This window comes from Streptomyces phaeolivaceus (assembly GCF_009184865.1).
Lineage (GTDB): Bacteria > Actinomycetota > Actinomycetes > Streptomycetales > Streptomycetaceae > Streptomyces > Streptomyces phaeolivaceus.
Map to the genome: position 1 here is coordinate 2,959,153 of NZ_CP045096.1, position 20,642 is coordinate 2,979,794.

A 20,642-nucleotide genomic window follows, 5' to 3' on the forward strand; every position below is an offset into this window, starting at 1 on the left:
CATGAAGCTCATCACCGCGATCGTCAAGCCGTACCGCCTCGACGCGGTCAAGACCGCCTTGCAGGAGTCCGGTGTACACGGTCTGACCGTCAGCGAGGCCAGCGGCTACGGCCGGCAGCGCGGCCACACCGAGGTGTACCGGGGTGCCGAGTACCAGGTCGATCTCGTCCCCAAGGTCCGGATCGAGGTCATCGTCGAGGACGCCGACGCGGACGCCGTGATCGAGACGATCGTCAAGGCCGCCCACACCGGCAAGATCGGCGACGGCAAGGTGTGGGCGCTGCCGGTGGAGACGGTCGTACGGGTGCGGACGGGCGAGCGGGGACCCGACGCGCTCTGAGCCGGCGCGGTGCCGACATGAGGGGGTGCCGCCGTCGAGGCGGCACCCCCTCACACGTCAGTACCCGCCCGTGCCCGTCAGTCGAAGACGAACGGGGCCGGCGACTGCGGTCCGCTCGCCGTGCAGCTCACGGGGAAGCCGAAGACCACCATCTGCAGGGAGCCGCCGTACGCCTCCAGGCTGTCGCCGGGGGCGACGGTCCCGGTGAGCGGGCCCACGACCATGCCGTCACCGGCGGCCAGGGCCGGGTTCTCGGTCCCGGTGAAGGACGTCGTGCCGCCGCTCGCCTTGACGAAGGTGAGCGTGGACTGGATGGAGTCCTCGGCGAGGGCGATCGGAGCGGTGATCTCCTCGGACGAGAGGGTGACCGTGGCGGACGTACCGTCCTGTGTGGCCGTGAGCGTGGCCACACCGGAACCGCCGATCGTACAGCTGGCGTTGATGGTCGCGGTCGCGGGAGTGACCGCGAGGGCGGTCGGCGCGAACGCGAGGCCGGTGACGGCGAGCGTTCCGGCGGCGAGCGCCGAGCCGACACCGAGTCGTATGCGTGTCATCGAGCGAATTCCCTTCCCTGGTACGGGAGTTGCACGGGGCCTGGGGACGCCCCGTACGTCCCGGTACGGGCGTTGCCATGTGAGGGCGGTGCAATGCGCGGCCGCGCGGCGGAATGTGACGGTCCGCCAGGAGAACGGCTCCATTGAGACGTGCGCGGGCCAAGATTGCAAGAGATGTTCCGCCGGTTCCCCCAAGGGTCGACGAAAGTGGCCGAAGCCGATCGCCGGGGACGCCGGCGGGTTCTCCGACAGGGGCGGACCGATGCTCCGGTCTGTCCCGCACCGTGCGGTTTCGCCGGTAGCCCACCCCGGGTGTCCACTCCCCCGCGCATGATTTTCACGCAGCTCGGAGGGCTGTTACCGGCCGTAACACTATGCCGCGAGCGCCCACCGAGGCCTCGCGGCCGGCTCTCGGTCTCCTCCCGGTCGCCTCCCGGCCGAAGATCACTACCCTGTACCGGCGCTCACCTACGACGAGTTGACGGAGCCGGAGCGCGAACTGTGGGACGCGTTCCCGGAGGGGCGACGGGTCGATCTGCGGACGGGCAGGGACGAGGAGGACCGGGTCGCCGGGGGTGCGGGGGTGGGGGCCCGAGCGGACGGTGCGAGCGGCGGTCGTCATGGCGCTGGCCCTCGGCGCGGGCACCGCGAGGCCGGGCGCCCTCCCCTGCCTGCGACTCGTCGGCGCGAGGATCACCGGGCGCGTCGATCTCGCGGGCGCCCAACTCGACCAGCCCCTCTGGTTCGAGGACTGCTGGTTCGAGGAGGGCGTGGACCTCTTCGGCGCGTCCACCCAGTCGATCACGGTCACAGGCTGCCGGGTGCCGAACCTGGAAGCGGGCTCGACCCTGATCGGGGGACGGCTGGATCTACGGCGGTCCCGTCTCGACCGCGCCAGCGCCTCGCCCTTCCACCGCCGCGACACAGTCTTGTCGCTGATCAACGCCCAGGTGAGCGGCGCCGTGAACCTCGGCGGGGCCGAGATCACCGCACCCGGGGCATGGGCGGTGTCCGCCGATGGCCTGGTCGCGGAGGGCGGCGTCTACTGCCGGAACGGTTTCATCGCGCACGGCGAAGTCCGGCTGATGGGGGCCCAGTTGACGGGCGGACTCTATATGAACGGCGCCCGGCTGGAGACCCCCGGCCCGCACGGCACGGTCCTCTCCCTGGACAACGCCGTCGCCTCGACGGTCCAGCTCTCCGAGGGGTTCACCGCGCACGGCACGGTACGGCTGCGCGGCACCCGGGTCACGGACAACCTGACCTTCGACGGGGCCGTCCTGCACGGGGCGCCCGACGGCGACGCCCCCGCCCTGATGGCCATGCGTCTGCAGGCCGCCGACTTCGACCTCACCCTCGCCCGCCGCCCCTCCGGCACCGTCGACCTACGGGCCGCCCAGGTGTCGTACCTCCACGAGAACGAGCACAGCTGGCCGGAGACGGTGGAGCTGGACGGCTTCGTGTACGGCTCCATCAAGGCGGTGGACGCGGACGGCGCCCGCCGCGAGGCCGTCGGCGACCGGGCCGACGTGACCCGCCGCCTGGCCTGGACAGCCCGCAGCCCCGGCTACAGCCCCCAGCCCTACGAGCAGTTGGCGACCTGGTACCGCAAGGCCGGCCATGACGACGACGGCCGCCGCGTCCTCCTCGCCCGCCAACGCCACCGGCGCCGCACACTCGCCCCGGCCGCCCGCCTCTGGGGCCACCTCCTCGATGTGACCGTCGGCTACGGCTACCGCCCCTGGCTGGCCGGAATCTGGCTGCTGGCCCTGACCCTGCTGGGGACGGCGGCCTTCGACGCCGGCACCCCCACCGCGGTGAAGCGGGGCGAGGGCGCGCCCTTCCAGCCGTTCGTCTACACGCTCGACCTGCTCATCCCCATCGGCGGCCTGGGCCAACGCACCGCCTGGTACTGGTCGGACGGCACCCTCCAGTGGCTGGCCTACACCCTGGTGGCCCTCGGCTGGATCCTGACGACGGCCGTCATCGCGGGGGTGACCCGCACCCTGCAGAAGAACTGACCCGGCGGAGGTTCAGCCCGCCGTCACCGTCGCCCGTACCGCCCCGTCCGGCCCCGCCAGCAGCACCGGCGTCTCGGGCCCGCCGAGGTCCCGTACCGCGGCCCGGTCCTCGTCGGAGACGGCCTCCACGTCGGTCACCACGGCCGCCGCCTCAAGGGACTTGGCGCCGGAGGCCACCGCCATGGCCACGGCGGTGCGCAGGGCGCTGAGCCGGAGGGAGTCGAGGGCCACGGTCCCGGCCACATACGTACGGCCCGTCTCGTCGCGCACGGCGGCACCCTCGGGCACCCCGTTACGGGCCCGCGCGGAACGGGCCAGGGTGACGATCTTGCGGTCCTCGGGGTCGAGCGCGCTGCTGTCGGTCATGCCCCGAGCATACGTTCACGCCCGGTCGAGCCGGAGCCGCTCCGCCCGGGGCAGACCCGCCACGACCAGGTCGTACGAGTCCTCGATCAGCTCATGGAGCAACGGCTCCGGGAGGTCGGCGTCGAGGGTCACCGTGTTCCAGTGGCGTTTGTTCATGTGATAGCCAGGGGTGATCAGGCCCGGCTGCTCGGCGCGGAGCCGGATCGCGTCCTCGGGGTCGCACTTGAGGTTGACCTTCAGGGGGCGTTCGTCGATCCAGCTCAGGGCGAACATCTTGCCGAGGACCTTGAAGACGGAGATCTCGGGGCGGAAGGGGAAGTCCTCGACGGCCTCGTTGAAGGAGAGGCAGAAGGCACGCAACTCCTGTGGGGTCACTCGGTCTTCGTCTCCTCCTCCGACGGTCCGGCGGGGCCGATCGGCTCCACCAGCACCGTGACGATCTTGTTGCGGCGGCCGGCCGCGGCCTCCGCCGTGAGCCGCAGTTCGCGCTCGTCGGGCAGGGCGACGACCGAGGAGGCACCGGCGATGGGGACGCGGCCGAGCGCCTTGGCAAGGAGGCCGCCGACGGTCTCCACGTCCTCGTCGTCATAGGCGTCGAGCCCGTACAGCTCGCCGAGGTCGGTGATGTCGAGGCGGGCGGTGACGCGGTAGCGGTCGTCGCCCAGTTCCTCCACCGGCGGCAGTTCCCGGTCGTACTCGTCGGTGATCTCGCCGACGATCTCCTCCAGGATGTCCTCGATGGTGACGATGCCGGCCGTGCCGCCGTACTCGTCGATGACGACGGCGACGTGGTTGCGCTCCTGCTGCATCTCGCGCAGCAGATCACCGGCGTTCTTGGTGTCGGGGACGAAGACGGCGGGCCGCATGGCCGTGGACACCAGTTCGCTCTCGGCGTCCCGGCTGATGTGCGTCTTGCGGGCCAGGTCCTTCAGATACACGATCCCGACGATGTCGTCCTCGTTCTCCCCGGTCACCGGTATGCGGGAGAAACCGGAGCGCAGGGCGAGGGTGAGGGCCTGCCGGATGGTCTTGTAGCGCTCGATGGCGACCAGGTCGGTACGCGGGACCATCACCTCACGGACGAGGGTGTCGCCCAGCTCGAAGACCGAGTGCACCATCCGGCGTTCCTCGGCCTCGATCAGGGACTCCTTCTCGGCGAGGTCGACCAGCGCCCGCAGCTCCGCCTCGGAGGCGAACGGGCCGCGCCGGAAGCCCTTGCCGGGCGTCAGCGCGTTGCCGATCAGGATCAGCAGGTTCGGGATCGGGCCCATGATCCGGGCCAGCGGCAGCAGCACGTACGCCGCCGCCGTGGCCGTGTTCAGGGGGTGCTGGCGGCCGATGGTGCGCGGGGAGACACCGACGGCCACATAGCTCACGAGGACCATCACCCCGATCGCGACGACCAGCGCCTCCCAGGTCGCGTCGAACTCCTGGAGGCAGGCGTAGGTGACGAGCGCGGCGGCGGCCATCTCACAGGCCACACGCACAAGGAGCGCGACGTTCAGATACCTGGTCGGGTCGGCCGAGATCTGGGCGAGGCCCGCGCTGCCGCGCCGCCCGGACCGTACGGCCTCCTCGGCGCGGAAGCTGGAGACGCGCGCGAGGCCCGCCTCCGCGCAGGCGGCGAGCCAGGCGACGACGACCAGGGCGACGGCACCGGCGATGAGGGTCGCGCTCATGACACGGTCGGTGCCGGGGAGGGGCCGGTGAAGCCCTTCTCCGCGCGCCAGCCGTCCACGATGGCGGCCTGGAGACCGAACATCTCGGCCTTCTCGTCCGGCTCCTCGTGGTCGTAACCGAGGAGATGCAGCACTCCATGGACGGTGAGGAGTTGAAGCTCCTCGTCCATGGAGTGCTGCGTCTCGGCCTCCTTGCCCTGCTTCTCGGCGACCTCGGGGCAGAGCACGATGTCACCGAGCAGGCCCTGCGGCGGCTCGTCGTCGTCCTTCGACGGCGGACGCAGCTCGTCCATCGGGAACGACATGACGTCCGTGGGCCCCGGCAGGTCCATCCACTGGATGTGCAGCTGCTCCATGGCGTCGGCGTCCACCACGATCACCGACAGCTCGGAGAGGGGGTGGATGCGCATCCGCGTCAGCGCGTAGCGGGCGATGTCGAGGATCGCCTGCTCGTCGACCTCGGTTCCGGACTCGTTGTTGACGTCGATCGACATGGTGCGGTGTCTGTCTACTTCCCCTTGGGCCCGGACTGCCGGCCCCGGCCGCCCTTGTGGCCGCCGTTCTCGGTGCCGTGCTCGCTGTCGTACTTCTCGTACGCGTCGACGATACGGCCGACGAGCTTGTGCCGTACGACATCCTGCGACGACAGCCGGGAGAAGTGCACGTCGTCCAGCCCCTCCAGGATGTCCTGCACCTGACGAAGCCCGGACTTCGTACCGTTCGGCAGGTCGACCTGCGTCACATCCCCCGTGATCACGATCTTCGAGTCGAACCCGAGCCGCGTGAGGAACATCTTCATCTGCTCGGCCGAGGTGTTCTGCGCCTCGTCGAGAATGATGAAGGCGTCGTTGAGCGTGTTGTGCGTGAGCAGGTAGTCCTGGGTGACGTAGAGGGAATCCTCCGCGGCCACCTGGATGCAGACGGTCTCCTCCCTGCCCGCGGGCTCGATGGAGTCGATGAACCGCATCGGCCGTCCGCCGCCTCCCGCTGCGAGGTACTTGTCGCGCTTACGGGCGAGGCGGAAGGGTTCGATGCCTTCGGGGAGGCGGATGTCGACGATGTGGGCGTCGCGGCGGTGGGCGACTTCGCGGCCGTTCGCGAGCCCCGGCTTGCGGCCCTCGGCTGCCCGGCGGCGGGTGTATGCGACGCCGCCGAGCGACTGCACCAGCGAGATCACGTCGTCGCGGAGCAGGATTGACGTCGTCGTGTACTGGACCCGGCACGTGCGGTCCGTCTGTGTGACCGGTCCTCCATCGGCGTCGAGGAGGCCTTGGAGCACGGCGAGGCGGACCTCGGCCGAGTTGTAGAGGTAGTCGTCCGGCACGAACTTTGAGCACGACCGTGTACCGGGGAGGTCCAGGGAGCGCAGAACGGTCGTGACCGGATTCGGAACCCTGCTTCCGGGATCACCTGGAACCGGTACCCGGTTCGGGAAGTAGCCGTAGTCCTTGTGGTGCCGCACCGCAGCTCCCGGCAGCGCCATCTCCGGTGCGGAGACGGGTTCCGAGTCAGCCGTGCTGAACATGGGCGTGATGTTTCCCGTGATGCAGCCGTCACCGAGCAGGAGCCCCAAGGCGTAGGGGTCCATAGGGACCTCGCGCTCCGGGAAGCAGACCGGCGCGGTGAGCAGCGGCAGCTCATACCGTCGTGCGTGGGCCGCCCGCAGGTTGCCGATCATGTCCTGGGTCTCCAGGACGCGCCACGGCTTGTTGCGGCGCTTGTCCGATGCCGTACGGACAGTCCACAGGTGCTCACCGCAGCACAGGGTCCAGGAGCCGTCCTGGGCAGTGACGCGGTAGATGTCCCGCTCGCCCTGCGGGTACATGCCCAGTACCGGGGTCGGCTCACCGTTCGAGCCGATGACCAGGTCACCGACCTGAAGGTCGCCGATGGGACGCCAGCCGTCGGGCGTCAGCACGTTGGTGAAGAGCGGCTGCGACCGTCCACGCATGTATGCCAACGGCGCCACCTCGATAGTCCCCGAAGCCATCAGCTTCGGGATCGAGTCCGGGTCCAGCATGTCGTGCAGCGCGTCGTACAGCGGGCGCAGATAGGGGTCGATCTTCTCGTAGAGGGTGCCGGGGAGGAAGCCGAGGCGTTCGCCGGCCTCGACCGCCGGGCGGGTCAGGATGATGCGGTTGACCTGCTTGGACTGGAGCGCCTGGACGGCCTTGGCCATGGCGAGGTACGTCTTGCCGGTGCCCGCCGGGCCGATGCCGAAGACGATCGTGTGCTTGTCGATGGCGTCGACATAGCGCTTCTGGTTGAGGGTCTTGGGGCGGATCGTGCGGCCACGCGAGGACAGGATGTTCTGTGTCAGCACCTCGGCCGGGGTCTCCTGGCCGTCGCTCTTCCCGTTCTCGCTCGCCCTCAGCATGGCGATCGAGCGTTCCACCGCATCCTCCGTCATCGGCTGTCCGGTGCGGAGCACCAGCATCATCTCGTCGAACAGACGCTGGACGAGAGCGACTTCGGGGGCGTCGCCGACCGCGCTGATCTCATTGCCCCGGACATGGATGTCGACCGCCGGGAAGGCCTTCTCGATCACGCGCAGGAGGGAGTCGCCGGAACCCAGCACGGTCACCATGGGGTGCGCCGCGGGGACGGTGAACTGCGCTCTCGCCTTGCCCTGCGCGGGGGTGTGAGCTGTGCGTGTCTGAGTCATGGGCCGGCCCTGTAGGCCGCGGGTCCTCCTCTTGGCGTGGGGCTCGTGTTGCCCTTTTCCAGGGTACGACGCGGGGGTGACAGTGCCGTAGGGCTTTTACCGGGGGAGCTCGGGGGTGGCTGTGGTTTGCGGCCGCGGGTCCGTTGTGGCTGGTCGCGCAGTTCCCCGCGCCCCTGAAAGGCAGGGGCTGCGCCCCCTGCCTTTCAGCGCCAGACCGGCGCGCCCGCCGCTCCCGTTGCCGCGCCCTCGATCTTTGCCCGGATCTCTCTCATCACCGTCACGATGCGTTGTTCGTGGTCCGGGGTCAGACGGGTGGCCGGGACCGAGCAGCTGATGGCGTCGGTGGCGGGGGTGGCGGTGTGGAGGGCGAAGCCGAAGCCGACGATGCCGGTGACGCCCTCCTCGCGGTCGACGGCGTAGCCGCGGGCGCGGACGCCGGCGAGGTCGGCGGTGAGGGCGGCGCGGGTGGTGTGGGTGTGGCGGGTGAGCGCCCGGTAGGGGCCGTCGGGGAGGTCCGTGTCGGGGCGTTCGGCGAGGAGTGCCTTGCCGAGGGCTCCGGCGTGGGCGGGCAGGCGGCGGCCGACGCGGCTGATCGTGCGCAGGTACTCGTGGGACTCGCGGGTGGCGAGGTAGGCGACGTCCATGCCGTCGAGGCGGGCGAGGTGGATGGTCTCGCCGAGTGCCTCGGACGCCTCGTCGAGGTAGGGCCGTACGGCGCGTACGCGCGGGTCGGAGTCCAGATAGCCGGTGCCGGTGAGCAGGGCGTGGATGCCGATGCCGTAGAGGGAGCCGGTGGTGTCGGTGCGGACCCAACCTCGGCCGATCAGGGTCTGGAGCAGGGCGTACATCGAGCTGCGCGGGACGTCGAGCGCGTCGGCGAGTTCCTGGAGGCGGGCGGGGCGGTCGCCGCGCGCGGCGAGCAGTTCCAGCAGGTCGACCGTGCGCGCCGCCGACTTCACCTCGCGTACGCCCCCGGCACCGACCGTGCCACCCGCGCTCTCCGTCTCCGCCATGGAGCCGATCGTAATCGGGGGCCGCATGCCCTCTTGACGCCGATTGTTCGCCTACCTAACCTCCATCTCCATACGTAGATGACCCTCGTCCCTCCCCTCCCCTCCCCTCCCCTCCCCCCACCCAGGAGCCGCCCTGTGACCGCGACCCGCGACCTGACCATCACCGAGGTCCGGCTGACCCCGATCCTGGTCGCCGACCCGCCGCTGCTGAACACGCAGGGCGTGCACCAGCCGTACACGCCCCGGCTGATCGTGGAGGTGGTGACCGCCGACGGGATCACGGGGGTCGGCGAGACGTACGGCGACACCAAGTACCTGGAGCTGGCGCGGCCGTTCGCGGAGAAGCTGGTGGGCCGGCGGGTCAGCGATCTGAACGGGCTGTTCGTCGTCGCCGACGAGGTGGCGGTCGACGGTTCGCGGGTCTCCGGACAGGTCGACGTGGGCGGGCTGCGCGGGGTCCAGACCGCCGGCAAGCTGCGGCTGTCGGTGGTGTCGGGGTTCGAGGTCGCCTGTCTCGACGCGCTCGGCAAGGCGCTGGGGCTGCCCGTGCACGCGCTGCTCGGCGGGAAGGTGCGGGACTCCGTGGAGTACAGCGCGTACCTGTTCTACAAGTGGGCGGACCATCCCGAGGGGGTCGCCGCCGAGAAGGACGACTGGGGTGCGGCCGTGGACCCGGCGGGGGTCGTGGAGCAGGCCCGGAAGTTCAAGGAACGGTACGGGTTCACGTCGTTCAAGCTGAAGGGGGGTGTCTTCCCGCCGGAGGAGGAGATCGCCGCGATCCGTGCGCTGGCGGAGGCGTTCCCCGGGCATCCGCTGCGGCTGGACCCCAACGGGGCCTGGTCCGTGGGGACTTCGTTGAAGGTCGCGGACGCGCTGGGCGACGTCCTGGAATATCTGGAGGACCCGGCGCTCGGGACGCCCGCGATGGCCGAGGTGGCGGCGGGGACGTCCGTGCCGCTCGCCACGAACATGTGCGTGACGACCTTCGCGGAGATCCAGGAGGCGTTCACGAAGGGGGCGGTGCAGGTCGTCCTCTCCGACCACCACTACTGGGGCGGGCTGCGCAACACGCGTGAACTGGCCGCGGTCTGCCGGACGTTCGGGGTCGGGGTGTCCATGCACTCCAACACCCATCTGGGGATCAGCCTCGCCGCGATGACCCATGTGGCGTCCACGGTGCCCGGTCTGCACCATGCCTGCGACTCCCACTACCCCTGGCAGTCGGAGGACGTCCTCACCTCCCGGCTGACCTTCGAGGACGGGGCGGTACGGGTGTCCGACGCGCCGGGGCTGGGGGTCGAACTCGACCGCGAGAAGCTGGAGTTCCTGCATCGGCGGTGGGTGGAGGACGACGGTTCGTTGAGGGACCGGGACGACGCGGCGGCGATGCGGGTGGCTGAGCCGGGGTGGGTGACGCCGGCCGTGCCTCGCTGGTAGCCGCGCGGTTCCTCGTCTGCGGTCCGCACCCGACGACGCACCGAACCCGACACTCACGTCACCCGCCCCCCACGCGGAGCGCTTGGTGCAGACTGGCTGGATCCGCACCACGCCAGGGAGCACATCGTGACCGCGTTCAAGGGAGAGCGTCCGGAACACCGACCCCAGGTCGACCCGCTGAGGGGCCTGAGAACGGCCGGTGACCCACCCTGGGACGTCTATCTGACCGGCACCGTCTTCCTCGACATCATCTTCACCGGCCTCGACTCCGCCCCGGTGCGCGGAACCGAGTCCTGGGCCCGCGGGATGGGGTCGAGCCCCGGCGGCGTCGCGAACATGGCCACGGCCCTGGCCCGGCTCGGCCTGAAGACCTCCCTCGCGGCGGCCTTCGGCGACGACCACTACGGCGAGTACTGCTGGGACGCGCTGGAGCAGGGCGAGGGCATCGACCTCTCCACCTCCCGCACGGTCCGCGGCTGGCACTCCCCCGTCACGGTCTCCATGGCGTACGAGGGCGAGCGCACGATGGTCTCGCACGGCCACGCGGCGCCCTCGGAGCAGTCCGAGCCGGAGTGCCCGCCCTCCGCCCGCGCCGCCGTCGCCTCCCTCACGCCCGGCGTACGCGCCCCCTGGATCGCGCGGGCCGCGAGCGAGGGCACCCGGATCTTCGCGGACGTCGGCTGGGACGACACCGGCGCCTGGGACCTGGCGGGGCTGGCCGATCTGGCGCACTGCGAGGCGTTCCTGCCCAACGCGGCCGAGGCGATGCGGTACACCGGCGCCGAGTGCCCCCGGGCCGCCGCCCGCGCCCTCACCGAGCATGTCCCGGTGGCCGTGGTGACGCTGGGCGCGGAGGGCGCGTACGCGGTGGACGGGCGGACCGGTGAGACGGCGGAGGTGCCGGCCATCGCGGTGGAGGCGCTGGATCCGACGGGCGCGGGTGATGTGTTCGTGGCCGGTTTCGTCACCGGCACGCTGGCGGACTGGCCGCTGGCGGACCGGCTGGCCTTCGCGGGGCTGACGGCCGCGCTGTCGGTGCAGGAGTTCGGGGGGTCGCTGTCCGCGCCGGGCTGGGCGGAGATCGCCGCGTGGTGGCGGCGGGTGCGGTCGCTGGACCGTCAGGATCCCGCCGCGTTGCGGCGGTACGCCTTCCTGGAGGAGCTCCTTCCCAAGGACCACGCCAGCCCGTGGCCCCTGCGGCGGGCTGTGCCGACGATCGGCTTCCGCCGCCCGGCTTGACGGCCGGGCGCCCAATAGCTCGGGGGTGCCTGTCCATTGGCGCCCGCGGGCCCGGTGGGGGCGGCACCGCGCTGATCGTCGGCTGTATCGCGCTCAGCGCCACCGCGACCGATCTGCCGACCTTCGCGACGGGCGAGATCGCCTGGAACACGCTCTACCCGGTCGTCCTGTCGTATCTCATCGGCCTCGCCGCCTCCCTCGACCCGCGCGGCCGTTTGGGCGGTCCTCATCGGCTCGGCGTCCTCGCTGGGCACGGCGGCCGGGCCGCTCGTCGGCAGTCTGCTCGCCGCCCACGCGGGCTATCCGGCGATGGGCGCGATCCTGGCCGTGGGCCTCCTCCTCATCGCGGCCCCCATGACCCGGGTGGCCCCGCGCCCGACCGCCCTCACCACGGAGCACGCCCGCTACCAGGAGCAGGCGACCGCCGAGCGACCCGAGTACCGCCCGGCGGCCTGAGCCCGGCCGCCCTGCCCCACCGCCCCGTCAGTCACTCACCCGAACTCGTACGCCTCCACCTCGGCGAGATACCGGGCCCGCCGCTCCTCGTCGTGCTCCAGGAAGGACGCGGTGAAGGAGTTGCGGGCCAGCTCCCGCAGCCGGTCCTCGCCGAGGCCGAGGGTGCGGCGTACGGCGTCGAAGTTGTCGCCGGCGTACCCGCCGAAGTAGGCCGGGTCGTCGGAGTTGACCGTGCAGAGCAGGCCCGCGTCGAGCATGGCGGGCAGAGGGTGGTCGGCGAGGGTGTCGACGGTCCGCAGGCGGACGTTGGACAGCGGGCACAGCGTCAGCGGCACCCGGTCGCGCACCAGGCGCTCGACGAGGGCCGGGTCCTCCATGCAGCGCAGCCCGTGGTCGACGCGCTCGACGCCGAGGATGTCGAGGGCCTCGGTGATGTACTCCGGCGGCCCCTCCTCCCCCGCGTGCGCGACCCGCCGCAGTCCGAGCGCCGCCGCGGCCTCGTACACCTCGCGGAACTTGACCGGCGGATGCCCGATCTCGGCGGAGTCCAGGCCGATCCCGACGATCCGGTCGAGATACGGCTTCGCGGCCTCCAGGGTGGCGAGGGCCGACTCGGCGGGCTCGTCCCGCAGGAAGCAGAGGATCAGCTGGGTGGAGATCCCATGGGTCTCCTCGCTCCTGCCGAGCGCCCGCCACAGCCCCTCCACGACGGTCCCCATCCCCACGCCCCGCGCGATGTGGGCCTGCGGGTCGAAGAAGATCTCCGCGTGCCGTACGCCCTGGGCGGCGGCGCGGGCGAGATAGGCGTCGGCGAGGTCCGCGAAGTCCTGCTCGGTGCGCAGGACGGCCATCAGCTCGTAGTACAGGTTCAGAAAGGACTGCAGATCCTCGAACTCGTACGCCTCGCGGAGCGCGTCCGTGTCCGCGTACGGCAGCGCGACCCCGTTCCGTGCGGCCAGCGCGAACGCCAGCTCCGGTTCCAGGGTGCCTTCGATGTGCAGGTGCAGTTCAGCTTTGGGGAGGGACATCAAAGCATCGTACGGCTGCTCTACCGGCGTTTCGGAAGCGCCACCCGCATCAGGTCGTGCGCCACGGTCAGCTCCCCCTCGAACCCGGTGGCCCGCGCCTGCCGTTCGAACTCGGCGGGCTCGGAGTAGCGCTGGCTGAAGTGGGTGAGCACGAGATGCCGGACGCCGCAGTCACGGGCGACGGAGGCCGCCTGACCAGCCGTCAGATGTCCATGGTCGACGGCGAGTTGGACATCCTCGTCCAGGAACGTGGACTCGATGACGAGCATGTCGGCCGCGGCGGCGAGGGCGTAGACGCCGTCGCACAGCCGGGTGTCCATGACGAACGCGAACCGCTGTCCGCGCCGGACCTCGCTCACGTCGTCGAGGGAGACGTCCCCGACCGCCCCTTCCCGCTGCAACCGCCCGATGTCCGGCCCCTTGATCCCGCGTTCGGCGAGCCGCTCGGGCAGCATGCGGCGCCCGTCGGGCTCGACGAGCCGGTACCCGTACGACTCGACGGGGTGGGAGAGCCGCCGCGCGTCGAGCGTGTAGGCGGGGGTGACGGCCAGGGCCCCGCCGTCGCCCTCGACCGGCGCCTCGATCAGCTGGACCGTCTCCCGGTACGCGGTGGCGTACCGCAGCCGGTCGAAGAACCGCTGTCCGGAGCGCGGGTAGTGGGCGGTGACGTCGTGCGGGACCCGGTCGAGGTTGACGCGCTGGATGACACCGGCGAGCCCCAGCGAGTGGTCGCCGTGGAAGTGGGTGACGCATATGCGGTTGAGGTCGTGCGCGGCGACCCCGGCGCGCAACATCTGCCGCTGGGTGCCCTCGCCGGGGTCGAAGAGCAGGCCTTCGGCGTCCCAGCGCAGCAGATAGCCGTTGTGGTTGCGGTGCCGGGTCGGGACCTGGCTGGCGGTGCCGAGCACCACCAATTCACGTACGGACACGGCTCGTCACCCGGGGGGCCACTGCAGACCGCGACCGCCGACGACGTGGGCGTGCGCGTGGAACACGGTCTGGCCGGCGCCGGTGCCGGTGTTGAAGACGATGCGGTAGCTCTCCAGCTTGTCCTCTTCGGCCACGGTCCGGGTCTCGCGGAGGATGTCCGCGGCGAGTTCGGGGGCGGCGGTGGCGAGTGTCGCGGCGTCCGCGTAGTGCGCCTTCGGGATGACCAGGATGTGGGTCGGAGCCTGGGGGTTGATGTCCCTGAACGCGACCGTCGTCTCCGTCTCCCTCACGATCGTCGCGGGCACGTGCCCCGCCGCGATCTTGCAGAACAGACAGTCGTCCTGCGGCTCCCCAGCCATGTGTGCCTCCCAGCCACCGGGTGAATCCCCTACCGGGGCATGCTATCTGGAGGGTGCGTTGCCGGGTGCGGGTGACCAGCCCCCACGCACCCGCACCCGGCAACGCACCCCACCCGGCCCTAATCCTCCGGCAACGGCGGTGCCGTCTTCGCCGGTGTCGTCTCCAACCCCTCCAGCGCGATCCGGATCGCCTCGTCGAGCTGGGGGTCACGCCCGGCCGCGTGGTCCTGCGGCGCCTGCACGACCTCCACATCGGGATCGACCCCGTGGTTCTCGACCCCCCACCCGTACCCCTCCAGCCAGAACGCGTACTTCGGCTGTGTCACGAGCGTGCCGTCGACCAGCCGGTACCGGCTGTCGATCCCGACGACCCCGCCCCATGTCCGCGTACCGACGACCGGCCCGATCCCGAGGGCCTTGATCGCCGCGTTGACGATGTCCCCGTCGGACCCGGAGAACTCGTTGGCGACGGCGACGACGGGTCCCCGGGGCGCGTCGTCGGGGTAGCTGGTCGGCCGCATCCCGCGCGGCAGGTCCCAGCCCACGATCCGCCGGGCCAGCTTCTCCACCACGAGCTGGGAGGTGTGCCCGCCCCGGTTCTCCCGGACGTCCACGACCAGCCCCTCCCGTGCCACCTCGATCCGCAGATCGCGATGGAGCTGGGCCCAGCCGGAGCCGACCATGTCGGGCACGTGCAGATACCCGAGGCGCCCGCCGGACTTCTCATGGACATAGGCCCGCCGGTCCGCCACCCACGCGTGGTAGCGCAGCGGCTCCTCGTCGGAGATGGGCACCACGACGGGATGCCGCGGATCCCCGCCCCCGGCCGGCAGCACGGTCAGCTCGACCACCTTGCCCGCCGTCCCCACGAGCAGCGGCCCCGGCCCGGCCACCGGGTCCACCGGCTGCCCGCTCACGGCGACGATCGCGTCCCCGGCCCGCACGGCCACCCCGGGCGCGGCGAGCGGTGAGTGCGCGTCCGGGTCGGAGGTCTCCGACGGCAGCACCCGGTCGATGCGCCAGGTCCCGTCCTCGTGCCGGGAGACGTCCGCGCCGAGCAGCCCCTGCCGCCGGTCGCCGGCGCCGCCCCGGCCGCGCGGGGTGACGTAGGCGTGCGAGGTTCCCAGCTCGCCCTGGACCTCCCAGAGGAGGTCCACGAGGTCGTCGTGGGTGGCCACCCGTTCCAGGACCGGGCGGTAGCGGTCCAGGACGCCGTCCCAGTCGACCCCGCCCAGGTCCGGGCGCCAGAAGTTGTCCCGCATCAGACGGCCGGTCTCGTCGAACATCTGGCGCCACTCGGCGGCCGGGTCGACGGTCCGCCGGACGCGCGCGAGGTCGACCGTGATGTTGCTGTCGCTCTCGTCGTCGCCGGAGGCGCGCCGGTCGCTGGGGACGACCTTGAGTTTGCCGTCGGTCCACAGCAGGACCCGTTTGCCGTCGCCGCTGACGGAGAAGTGGTCGGCGTCGGAGGCCAGGAACTCCAGGCGCCGCTGGGCGAGGTCGTACCGCTCCAGCGAGGTCTTCGGGTCGGGGTCGTCGGGTGTGGCCCGGGAGTGGCCGAGGACGCCGGTGACGGGGTGGCGCAGCCAGAGCACACCGTCCTTGGCTGCCCGGAGCGTGGAGTAGCGGGCGGCCTCGACCGGGAAGGCGACGATCCGGTCGGCGAGCCCTTCGAGGTCGATCCGGGTCGCGGGGGCGCCCTCGCTGTCCGGGGTCTCGTCCTTGTCGGGCGCCTCGAACGGGCGGCCGTGCCGCTGCGGTCCGAACGGGGACGGGGTGGTCGCGGCGAGCGTGATCAGGTGCGGGCGGGCGCCGCTGACGAAGTGGAGGTCGAAGACGTGTTCGTCGTAGACCGGGTCGAAGGCGCGCGCGGAGAGGAAGGCGAGGTGTTTGCCGTCGAGGGTGAAGGTGGGTGAGAAGTCCTGGAAGCGCAGCGGGGTCGCCTCGGTGACGGACAGGTCGGCGGTGTTGGCGAGCTTGAGCTGACGCAGGGGGCGTGCGCCGGGGTGCGACCAGGCGAGCCAGGCCGAGTCGGGCGAGAAGACCAGGCCGGACACCTCGCCGTCCTCGCTGCGGTCGACCTCGCGGACCTCCCCGGTCTCCCGTTCGACGAGCAGCACCCGGCCGTCGTGCGCGGCGACGGCGACGCGGCTGCCGTCGGGGGCCACGGCGAGCCCGAGGACCCGGCCCAGCTGTCCGGCGGCGAGCCGGCGTGCGGTGGCGCCGGGGCCGACGCCGGTAGACGGGGCGAACTCCAGTGCGTCGTCGCCCTCCGCGTCCGTCACCCACACCACCCACTCCTCGCCCTCCACGCGGAAGGTGCGCGGCAGCCGGGCCCGGACGCCGTCCTCGGCGGCGAGCGCGCGGGCGGGGCCGGAGCGGTGGGTGATCCAGTGGATCGAGCCGCGTACGGAGACGGCGCTGCCCCGGGCCGTGTGGTCGGGCGAGGCCGAGCCGAACCAGCGGGAGGCGTTCACCGGGAAGGGCTGGAGGTCGACGCGCTGTCCGCCGAGCCTGATGTCGAGCCGGCGCGGTTCGGCGCCGTCGAGGTCGTCGAGCAGCCACAGTTCACCGGCGGAGGCGTACACGACCCGGGTGCCGTCGGAGGCCGCGTGCCGGGCGTAGAAACCGTCGATCGGGGTGTGCCGGCGCAGGTCGGAGCCGTCGGCGAGGGAGGAGTAGAGCGCGCCGACGCCCTCGTGGTCGGAGAGGAACGCGATGCGGTCGCCGACCCACAGCGGGTATTCGAGGTTGCCGTCCAACTCGGCGTGCAGCCGCGCGAATTCCCCGGCCGTCCCGGAGCCCTCGCCGGTCTCGCCGCCGCTCTCGGCGCGGTCGATCCACAGCTTGCCCGCCGTGCCGCCCCGGTAGCGCTTCCACCAGGCGGCCTCGCGGCCCATCGGCGCGGACAGCAGCACGGTGGCGGGACCGTGGGCGACATCGCCGACCGGCCCGTACGGGAGGGTGGTGGCCGGGCCGCCGTCGAGCGGGACCGCCCGCGCCCAGCTGCGCCGGAGGCTGGCCTGACCGTGGGTGCTGAGCGCGAGGACCTGGCCGTCGGGCGTCCAGCCGCGCACCTGGGTACGCCAACTCCCCCAGTACGTCAGGCGCTTGGCCGACCCGCCGTCGACGGGAGCGACATGGACCTCGGGCGCGCCGTCCCGGGTGGAGGTCCAGGCGACGGTGGTGCCGTCCGGGGAGATCCTCGGATGGTTCACGGGTACGTTGTCCGCGCTGACCCGCCAGGCACGGCCGCCGTCCAGAGGCGCGACCCACACGTCGTCCTCGGCGGTGAAGGCGACCAGGTCGCCGTGCAGGTGCGGATACCGGAAATACGCGAGCTGAGTCACCCGGTCACTTTAAGCAGCGTTCGGTCCGATGGGGAGGGGTTTGGATCATGTCCTCCGTGCCGGGCCTCACTTGCCCTCGGGTACGCACGCCGGGTCCTTCCGGCACCAGATGGTCTGGGTGACGGTGACCGTCACGGTCGGGCCCGGCTGACCGGGCTGCCCCGGCCGGTCGGATGCGGGGGCTTCGCAGTTGCCCAGCCCTTCGACGTGGAACCACTCCTTGCCGCCGACCTTCGCGGTCAGATCACCGCGTACGCAGCGACCGTTGACCTCTTTGGTCACCTTTCCGGTGACGGTGATCTTCCGGCCTTCCTTGTCCTCGCCCTGGCAGTCGACGTTCGCGACGGTGGCGACGGACGCGGACGGCCCCTCCGACTTCTTGCCGTCGCCGTCGTACGACGCCGTGCAGTTGAGCCACTGGACGTCGAGGCCCTGCCGTTCCAGTTCCTCGGTGCCCAGCTGGTCCGTCGTGAACGCGACCGCGCCGGTGTTGAGTCCGCCGCCCTCGCAGGCCACCAGGCCCGCGACCGCGCCGATCCCGAGCCCGACTCCCAGCAGGAGCCGGCGCCCGCCCGACCGGTACGCCCTGATCCGCCTCCATGCCCCCATGCACGGCAGCCTGCCACCGCCCGCCGCGCCTTGGAAGACCGCATGCGGCCATGCCGCCGGGACCGCCGGGCGCGGGCGGCGGACGTCAGCCGCTCAGCAGCAGCCATTCCTGCAGCTCCACCAAGTTCCCCTCGGGATCCTTGAGATGGGCCACCCGCATCCGGTCGGTCATCAGTGCGGGGCCCTGGAGGAGGGTGGCGCCGCGCTCCACGATCTTCTCGCAGTAGGCGTCCAGAGCGTCGACCCGGAGCACGACCAGCGACCGGTGCCCGTTCGCCGCGTCGGCCAGCTCCCCGAGCACCTCGGCCATCATCGCCCGGTCCTGGAGGGCGATCCCCGCGGACCCGACGGCCGGACTGAACTTCTCGTACGGCCCCTCGACCGCGCCGGACTGCGGCTTCAGGCCGAGGACATCGGCGTAGAAGCGGTAGCAGGCGGCGAAGTCGGAGACGAGCAGCCTTACTTGGGCGAGTTCCACGATGCTCCCAGGGGGTCGGGGAGGCCGGTCGGGACCGGGGCGGTCAGGACCAGCGTCCGGTTCGGCCCAGCAGCAGCGCCCCGGCCGCCGTCCCGGCGGTCGAGGTACGCAGCACACTGGGCCCGAGTCGATACGCCCCCGCGCCCGCCTCGCGGAAGAGCGCCAGCTCCTCCGGCGACACGCCCCCCTCGGGCCCCACGACGAGCACGATCTCCCCGGCCGCCGGCAGCTCGGCCGTGGCGAGGGTCTCGTCGCCGCTCTCGTGCAGGACGGCGGCGAAGTCGGCCTTCGCCAGCAGCGCCGCGACCTGCTTGCCCGTGGCCGCGTCGGCGACCTCGGGGAACCGCGTCCGGCGGGACTGCTTGCCCGCCTCCCGGGCGGTGGCCCGCCACTTGGCGAGCGCCTTCAGCCCCCGGTCGCCCTTCCACTGGGTGATGCAGCGGGTGGCGGCCCAGGGCACGATCGCGTCGATGCCGACCTCGGTCATGGTCTCCACGGCCAGCTCGCCCCGGTCGCCCTTGGGCAGCGCCTGGACGACGGTGATCCGGGGCTCGGCCGGGGCCTCCTCGTGGACGGTCTCCAGGTCCATGACGACGAGCCGGTCCTTGCCCTCGGCGGCCTTGACGATGCCCTCGGCCCAGCGTCCGCGGCCGTCGGTGAGGACGACGTCCTCCCCGGCCCGCAGCCGCTTCACGGAGACGGCGTGCCGTCCCTCGGGGCCGTCGAGGACCAGCTCGCCGCCGCAGCCGTCCGGCAGGTCCAGCGAGTCGACCACGAACACGGGTGCGGTCATCGCCCCTCGCTCCCGGCCTGCCCGCCGCCCTGGCCGCCCTGACCCGCCGGGCCGCTGCCGACCTGGGCGGAGGCCTGTGCGGCCTGCGCGGCGGTGATCTCGGCGGCCAGCAGCTCGACCAGTTCCCCGGCCGGCAGTTCCCGGGCCATCCGGTGGCCCTGCCCGGCCCACAGCGCCATGCCCTGCGCGTCCCCGGCCTTGGCGGCGGCCTTGCGCAGCGGCGAGGTGAGGTGGTGGACCTCCGGGTAGGCGACGGGGGCGTACGGGCCGTGCTCGCGCAGGAACCGGTTGACCAGCCCGCGCGCCGGGCGCCCGGAGAAGGCGCGGGTCAGCTCGGTGCGGACGAAGAGCGGGTCGGTCAGCGCCTGCTTGTGCACGGCGTGCGCGCCGGACTCGGCGGTGGCGAGGAACGCGGTGCCGAGCTGGGCCGCGCTGACGCCCGCGGTGAGGAGGGCGGCGATCTGGCCGCCGCGCATGATGCCGCCGGCCGCGACCATCGGCAGCGCCACGGCCTCACGGACCTGGGCGACTAGCGCCAGCAGGCCGACGCCGGCGCGGTCCCGCTCGGGGTCGTCGCGGTGGGTGCCCTGGTGGCCGCCGGCCTCGACGCCCTGCACGATCACGGCGTGGGCTCCGGACCGCTCCACGGCCTGGGCCTCCTCCGCCGAGGTCGCGGTGACCAGGGTGAGGGTGCCCTTGCGGACGAGGGAGTCGATGACCTCGGGGGTCGGACAGCCGAAGTGGAACGACACCACCGGCACGGGGTTGTCGAGCAGGACGGCGAGCTTGGCCTCGTAGCCGTCGTCGCGCCCGCTGTCCGGGTCGCCCAGCTCGGCGTCGTACCAGGTGGCCTCACCGGCGAGCTGCTCCGCGTACACCTCGACGGCGGCGGGCTCGGCGTACTCGGGCTGCGGCATGAACAGGTTCACGCCGAAGGGGCGCGAGGTGAGCGCTCGGAGCTCCTTGATCTCCTGGTACATCCCGTCGGCCGTCTTGTACCCGGCGGCCAGGAACCCCAGCCCGCCCGCCTCGGACACGGCGGCGGCCAACCGCGGCACGGAGACCCCGCCCGCCATCGGGGCCTGCACGATCGGGAGCGGGACGAGATCGGTCAGTGCGGAGGACATGACGGCATGGTGCCACTGTCCTCCGGACATCGCCGAATCGGGGTCGGTCGTTTGTTCGGGTGCGGGTGGGTGGGGGCTGGTCGCGCAGTTCCCCGCGCCCCTGAAAGACCAGCCCCTGCGGGCCTGAAAAGCATGGGGCGCAGCCCCGGCTTTTCAGGGGCGCGGGAAACTGCGCGAGAAGCCCCACCGGACCCGCGC

19 protein-coding genes and 1 pseudogene are annotated in these 20,642 nt (G+C 72.0%); 5 read left to right on the forward strand and 15 right to left on the reverse strand.

Going from position 1 to position 20,642, the window contains the following annotated elements; genetic code table 11:
* Nucleotide 1 precedes the first annotated feature (1 nt).
* Nucleotides 2-340 carry a P-II family nitrogen regulator gene (locus F9278_RS13800; RefSeq protein ID WP_152168598.1) on the forward strand — a complete coding sequence of 113 codons (339 nt, stop codon included), beginning with the start codon at nt 2-4 and terminating at the stop codon, nt 338-340.
* A 77-nt stretch (nt 341-417) separates the two neighbouring features.
* On the opposite strand, the gene F9278_RS13805 is transcribed toward F9278_RS13800, so the two are convergent.
* Complete coding sequence (locus tag F9278_RS13805) at nt 418-894, reverse strand: hypothetical protein (RefSeq protein WP_152168599.1); 477 nt, start codon at nt 892-894, stop codon at nt 418-420.
* 575 nt (nt 895-1,469) lie between these two features.
* Here F9278_RS13805 and F9278_RS13810 point away from each other — a divergent pair.
* On the forward strand, nt 1,470-2,915 hold the full coding sequence (locus tag F9278_RS13810; RefSeq protein WP_226966732.1) for an oxidoreductase: 1,446 nt from the start codon (nt 1,470-1,472) through the stop codon (nt 2,913-2,915).
* Nucleotides 2,916-2,927: 12 nt separating this feature from the next.
* On the opposite strand, the gene F9278_RS13815 is transcribed toward F9278_RS13810, so the two are convergent.
* The 6 genes from F9278_RS13815 to F9278_RS13840 form a co-directional block, all read right to left on the reverse strand.
* Nucleotides 2,928-3,281, reverse strand: coding sequence for a cytidine/deoxycytidylate deaminase family protein (locus tag F9278_RS13815; RefSeq protein WP_152168600.1), 354 nt, complete (start codon nt 3,279-3,281; stop codon nt 2,928-2,930).
* 15 nt (nt 3,282-3,296) lie between these two features.
* Complete coding sequence (locus F9278_RS13820) at nt 3,297-3,656, reverse strand: MmcQ/YjbR family DNA-binding protein (protein ID WP_152168601.1); 360 nt, start codon at nt 3,654-3,656, stop codon at nt 3,297-3,299.
* Complete coding sequence (locus tag F9278_RS13825) at nt 3,653-4,960, reverse strand: hemolysin family protein (RefSeq protein WP_152168602.1); 1,308 nt, start codon at nt 4,958-4,960, stop codon at nt 3,653-3,655. The genes F9278_RS13820 and F9278_RS13825 overlap by 4 nt, the downstream gene beginning before the upstream one ends.
* Complete coding sequence (gene ybeY / locus F9278_RS13830; protein ID WP_086759164.1) at nt 4,957-5,454, reverse strand: rRNA maturation RNase YbeY; 498 nt, start codon at nt 5,452-5,454, stop codon at nt 4,957-4,959. The genes F9278_RS13825 and ybeY overlap by 4 nt, the downstream gene beginning before the upstream one ends.
* Before the next feature lie 14 nt (nt 5,455-5,468).
* On the reverse strand, nt 5,469-7,625 hold the full coding sequence (locus F9278_RS13835) for a PhoH family protein (protein WP_152168603.1): 2,157 nt from the start codon (nt 7,623-7,625) through the stop codon (nt 5,469-5,471).
* A gap of 203 nt (nt 7,626-7,828) precedes the next feature.
* Nucleotides 7,829-8,638 carry an IclR family transcriptional regulator gene (locus F9278_RS13840; protein WP_152168604.1) on the reverse strand — a complete coding sequence of 270 codons (810 nt, stop codon included), beginning with the start codon at nt 8,636-8,638 and terminating at the stop codon, nt 7,829-7,831.
* A 135-nt stretch (nt 8,639-8,773) separates the two neighbouring features.
* Here F9278_RS13840 and F9278_RS13845 point away from each other — a divergent pair, with 135 nt between their 5' ends.
* From F9278_RS13845 to F9278_RS13855, 3 genes and pseudogenes are all read left to right on the forward strand, one after another.
* Nucleotides 8,774-10,075: a glucarate dehydratase family protein gene (locus tag F9278_RS13845; protein ID WP_152168605.1), complete on the forward strand. Its 1,302-nt coding sequence runs from the start codon at nt 8,774-8,776 to the stop codon at nt 10,073-10,075.
* A gap of 126 nt (nt 10,076-10,201) precedes the next feature.
* Nucleotides 10,202-11,314, forward strand: coding sequence for a carbohydrate kinase family protein (locus tag F9278_RS13850; protein ID WP_152168606.1), 1,113 nt, complete (start codon nt 10,202-10,204; stop codon nt 11,312-11,314).
* A gap of 47 nt (nt 11,315-11,361) precedes the next feature.
* Nucleotides 11,362-11,770 (forward strand): annotated as a pseudogene (locus tag F9278_RS13855) (MFS transporter); the annotation flags it as partial.
* A 35-nt stretch (nt 11,771-11,805) separates the two neighbouring features.
* Here the strand turns inward: F9278_RS13855 and F9278_RS13860 are convergent.
* The 8 genes from F9278_RS13860 to F9278_RS13895 all read right to left on the reverse strand — a co-directional run bounded on the left by F9278_RS13860 (nt 11,806) and on the right by F9278_RS13895 (nt 20,444).
* Complete coding sequence (locus F9278_RS13860; protein ID WP_152168607.1) at nt 11,806-12,798, reverse strand: adenosine deaminase; 993 nt, start codon at nt 12,796-12,798, stop codon at nt 11,806-11,808.
* A 20-nt stretch (nt 12,799-12,818) separates the two neighbouring features.
* On the reverse strand, nt 12,819-13,727 hold the full coding sequence (locus F9278_RS13865) for a ribonuclease Z (RefSeq protein ID WP_152168608.1): 909 nt from the start codon (nt 13,725-13,727) through the stop codon (nt 12,819-12,821).
* Between the two features lie 6 nt (nt 13,728-13,733).
* Nucleotides 13,734-14,087 carry a histidine triad nucleotide-binding protein gene (locus F9278_RS13870; RefSeq protein ID WP_152168609.1) on the reverse strand — a complete coding sequence of 118 codons (354 nt, stop codon included), beginning with the start codon at nt 14,085-14,087 and terminating at the stop codon, nt 13,734-13,736.
* Nucleotides 14,088-14,206: 119 nt separating this feature from the next.
* Nucleotides 14,207-17,437, reverse strand: a complete 3,231-nt coding sequence (locus F9278_RS13875) for a S41 family peptidase (RefSeq protein WP_152168610.1) — start codon at nt 17,435-17,437, stop codon at nt 14,207-14,209.
* 66 nt (nt 17,438-17,503) lie between these two features.
* Nucleotides 17,504-18,046 carry a hypothetical protein gene (locus F9278_RS13880; RefSeq protein ID WP_226966733.1) on the reverse strand — a complete coding sequence of 181 codons (543 nt, stop codon included), beginning with the start codon at nt 18,044-18,046 and terminating at the stop codon, nt 17,504-17,506.
* Nucleotides 18,047-18,131: 85 nt separating this feature from the next.
* The gene (locus F9278_RS13885) at nt 18,132-18,524 is read right to left on the reverse strand and encodes a VOC family protein (protein ID WP_152168611.1); all 393 of its coding nucleotides are present in this window, start codon (nt 18,522-18,524) and stop codon (nt 18,132-18,134) included.
* A 43-nt stretch (nt 18,525-18,567) separates the two neighbouring features.
* Nucleotides 18,568-19,317 (reverse strand): 16S rRNA (uracil(1498)-N(3))-methyltransferase, encoded by a 750-nt coding sequence (locus tag F9278_RS13890; RefSeq protein WP_152168612.1) that lies wholly within the window; start codon nt 19,315-19,317, stop codon nt 18,568-18,570.
* Nucleotides 19,314-20,444, reverse strand: coding sequence for a nitronate monooxygenase (locus F9278_RS13895; RefSeq protein ID WP_152168613.1), 1,131 nt, complete (start codon nt 20,442-20,444; stop codon nt 19,314-19,316). The genes F9278_RS13890 and F9278_RS13895 overlap by 4 nt, the downstream gene beginning before the upstream one ends.
* Nucleotides 20,445-20,642: the final 198 nt, after the last annotated feature.

What these genes read in the sequence shown, in the direction of transcription:
- F9278_RS13800 (WP_152168598.1), top strand. Translation starts at nt 2, where the DNA reads ATGAAGCTCATCACCGCGATCGTCAAGCCGTACCGCCTCGACGCGGTC.
- F9278_RS13805 (WP_152168599.1), bottom strand. Translation starts at nt 894, where the DNA reads ATGACACGCATACGACTCGGTGTCGGCTCGGCGCTCGCCGCCGGAACG.
- F9278_RS13815 (WP_152168600.1), bottom strand. Translation starts at nt 3,281, where the DNA reads ATGACCGACAGCAGCGCGCTCGACCCCGAGGACCGCAAGATCGTCACC.
- F9278_RS13825 (WP_152168602.1), bottom strand. Translation starts at nt 4,960, where the DNA reads ATGAGCGCGACCCTCATCGCCGGTGCCGTCGCCCTGGTCGTCGTCGCC.
- ybeY (WP_086759164.1), bottom strand. Translation starts at nt 5,454, where the DNA reads ATGTCGATCGACGTCAACAACGAGTCCGGAACCGAGGTCGACGAGCAG.
- F9278_RS13835 (WP_152168603.1), bottom strand. Translation starts at nt 7,625, where the DNA reads ATGACTCAGACACGCACAGCTCACACCCCCGCGCAGGGCAAGGCGAGA.
- F9278_RS13840 (WP_152168604.1), bottom strand. Translation starts at nt 8,638, where the DNA reads ATGGCGGAGACGGAGAGCGCGGGTGGCACGGTCGGTGCCGGGGGCGTA.
- F9278_RS13860 (WP_152168607.1), bottom strand. Translation starts at nt 12,798, where the DNA reads ATGTCCCTCCCCAAAGCTGAACTGCACCTGCACATCGAAGGCACCCTG.
- F9278_RS13870 (WP_152168609.1), bottom strand. Translation starts at nt 14,087, where the DNA reads ATGGCTGGGGAGCCGCAGGACGACTGTCTGTTCTGCAAGATCGCGGCG.
- F9278_RS13880 (WP_226966733.1), bottom strand. Translation starts at nt 18,046, where the DNA reads ATGGGGGCATGGAGGCGGATCAGGGCGTACCGGTCGGGCGGGCGCCGG.
- F9278_RS13890 (WP_152168612.1), bottom strand. Translation starts at nt 19,317, where the DNA reads ATGACCGCACCCGTGTTCGTGGTCGACTCGCTGGACCTGCCGGACGGC.
- F9278_RS13895 (WP_152168613.1), bottom strand. Translation starts at nt 20,444, where the DNA reads ATGTCCTCCGCACTGACCGATCTCGTCCCGCTCCCGATCGTGCAGGCC.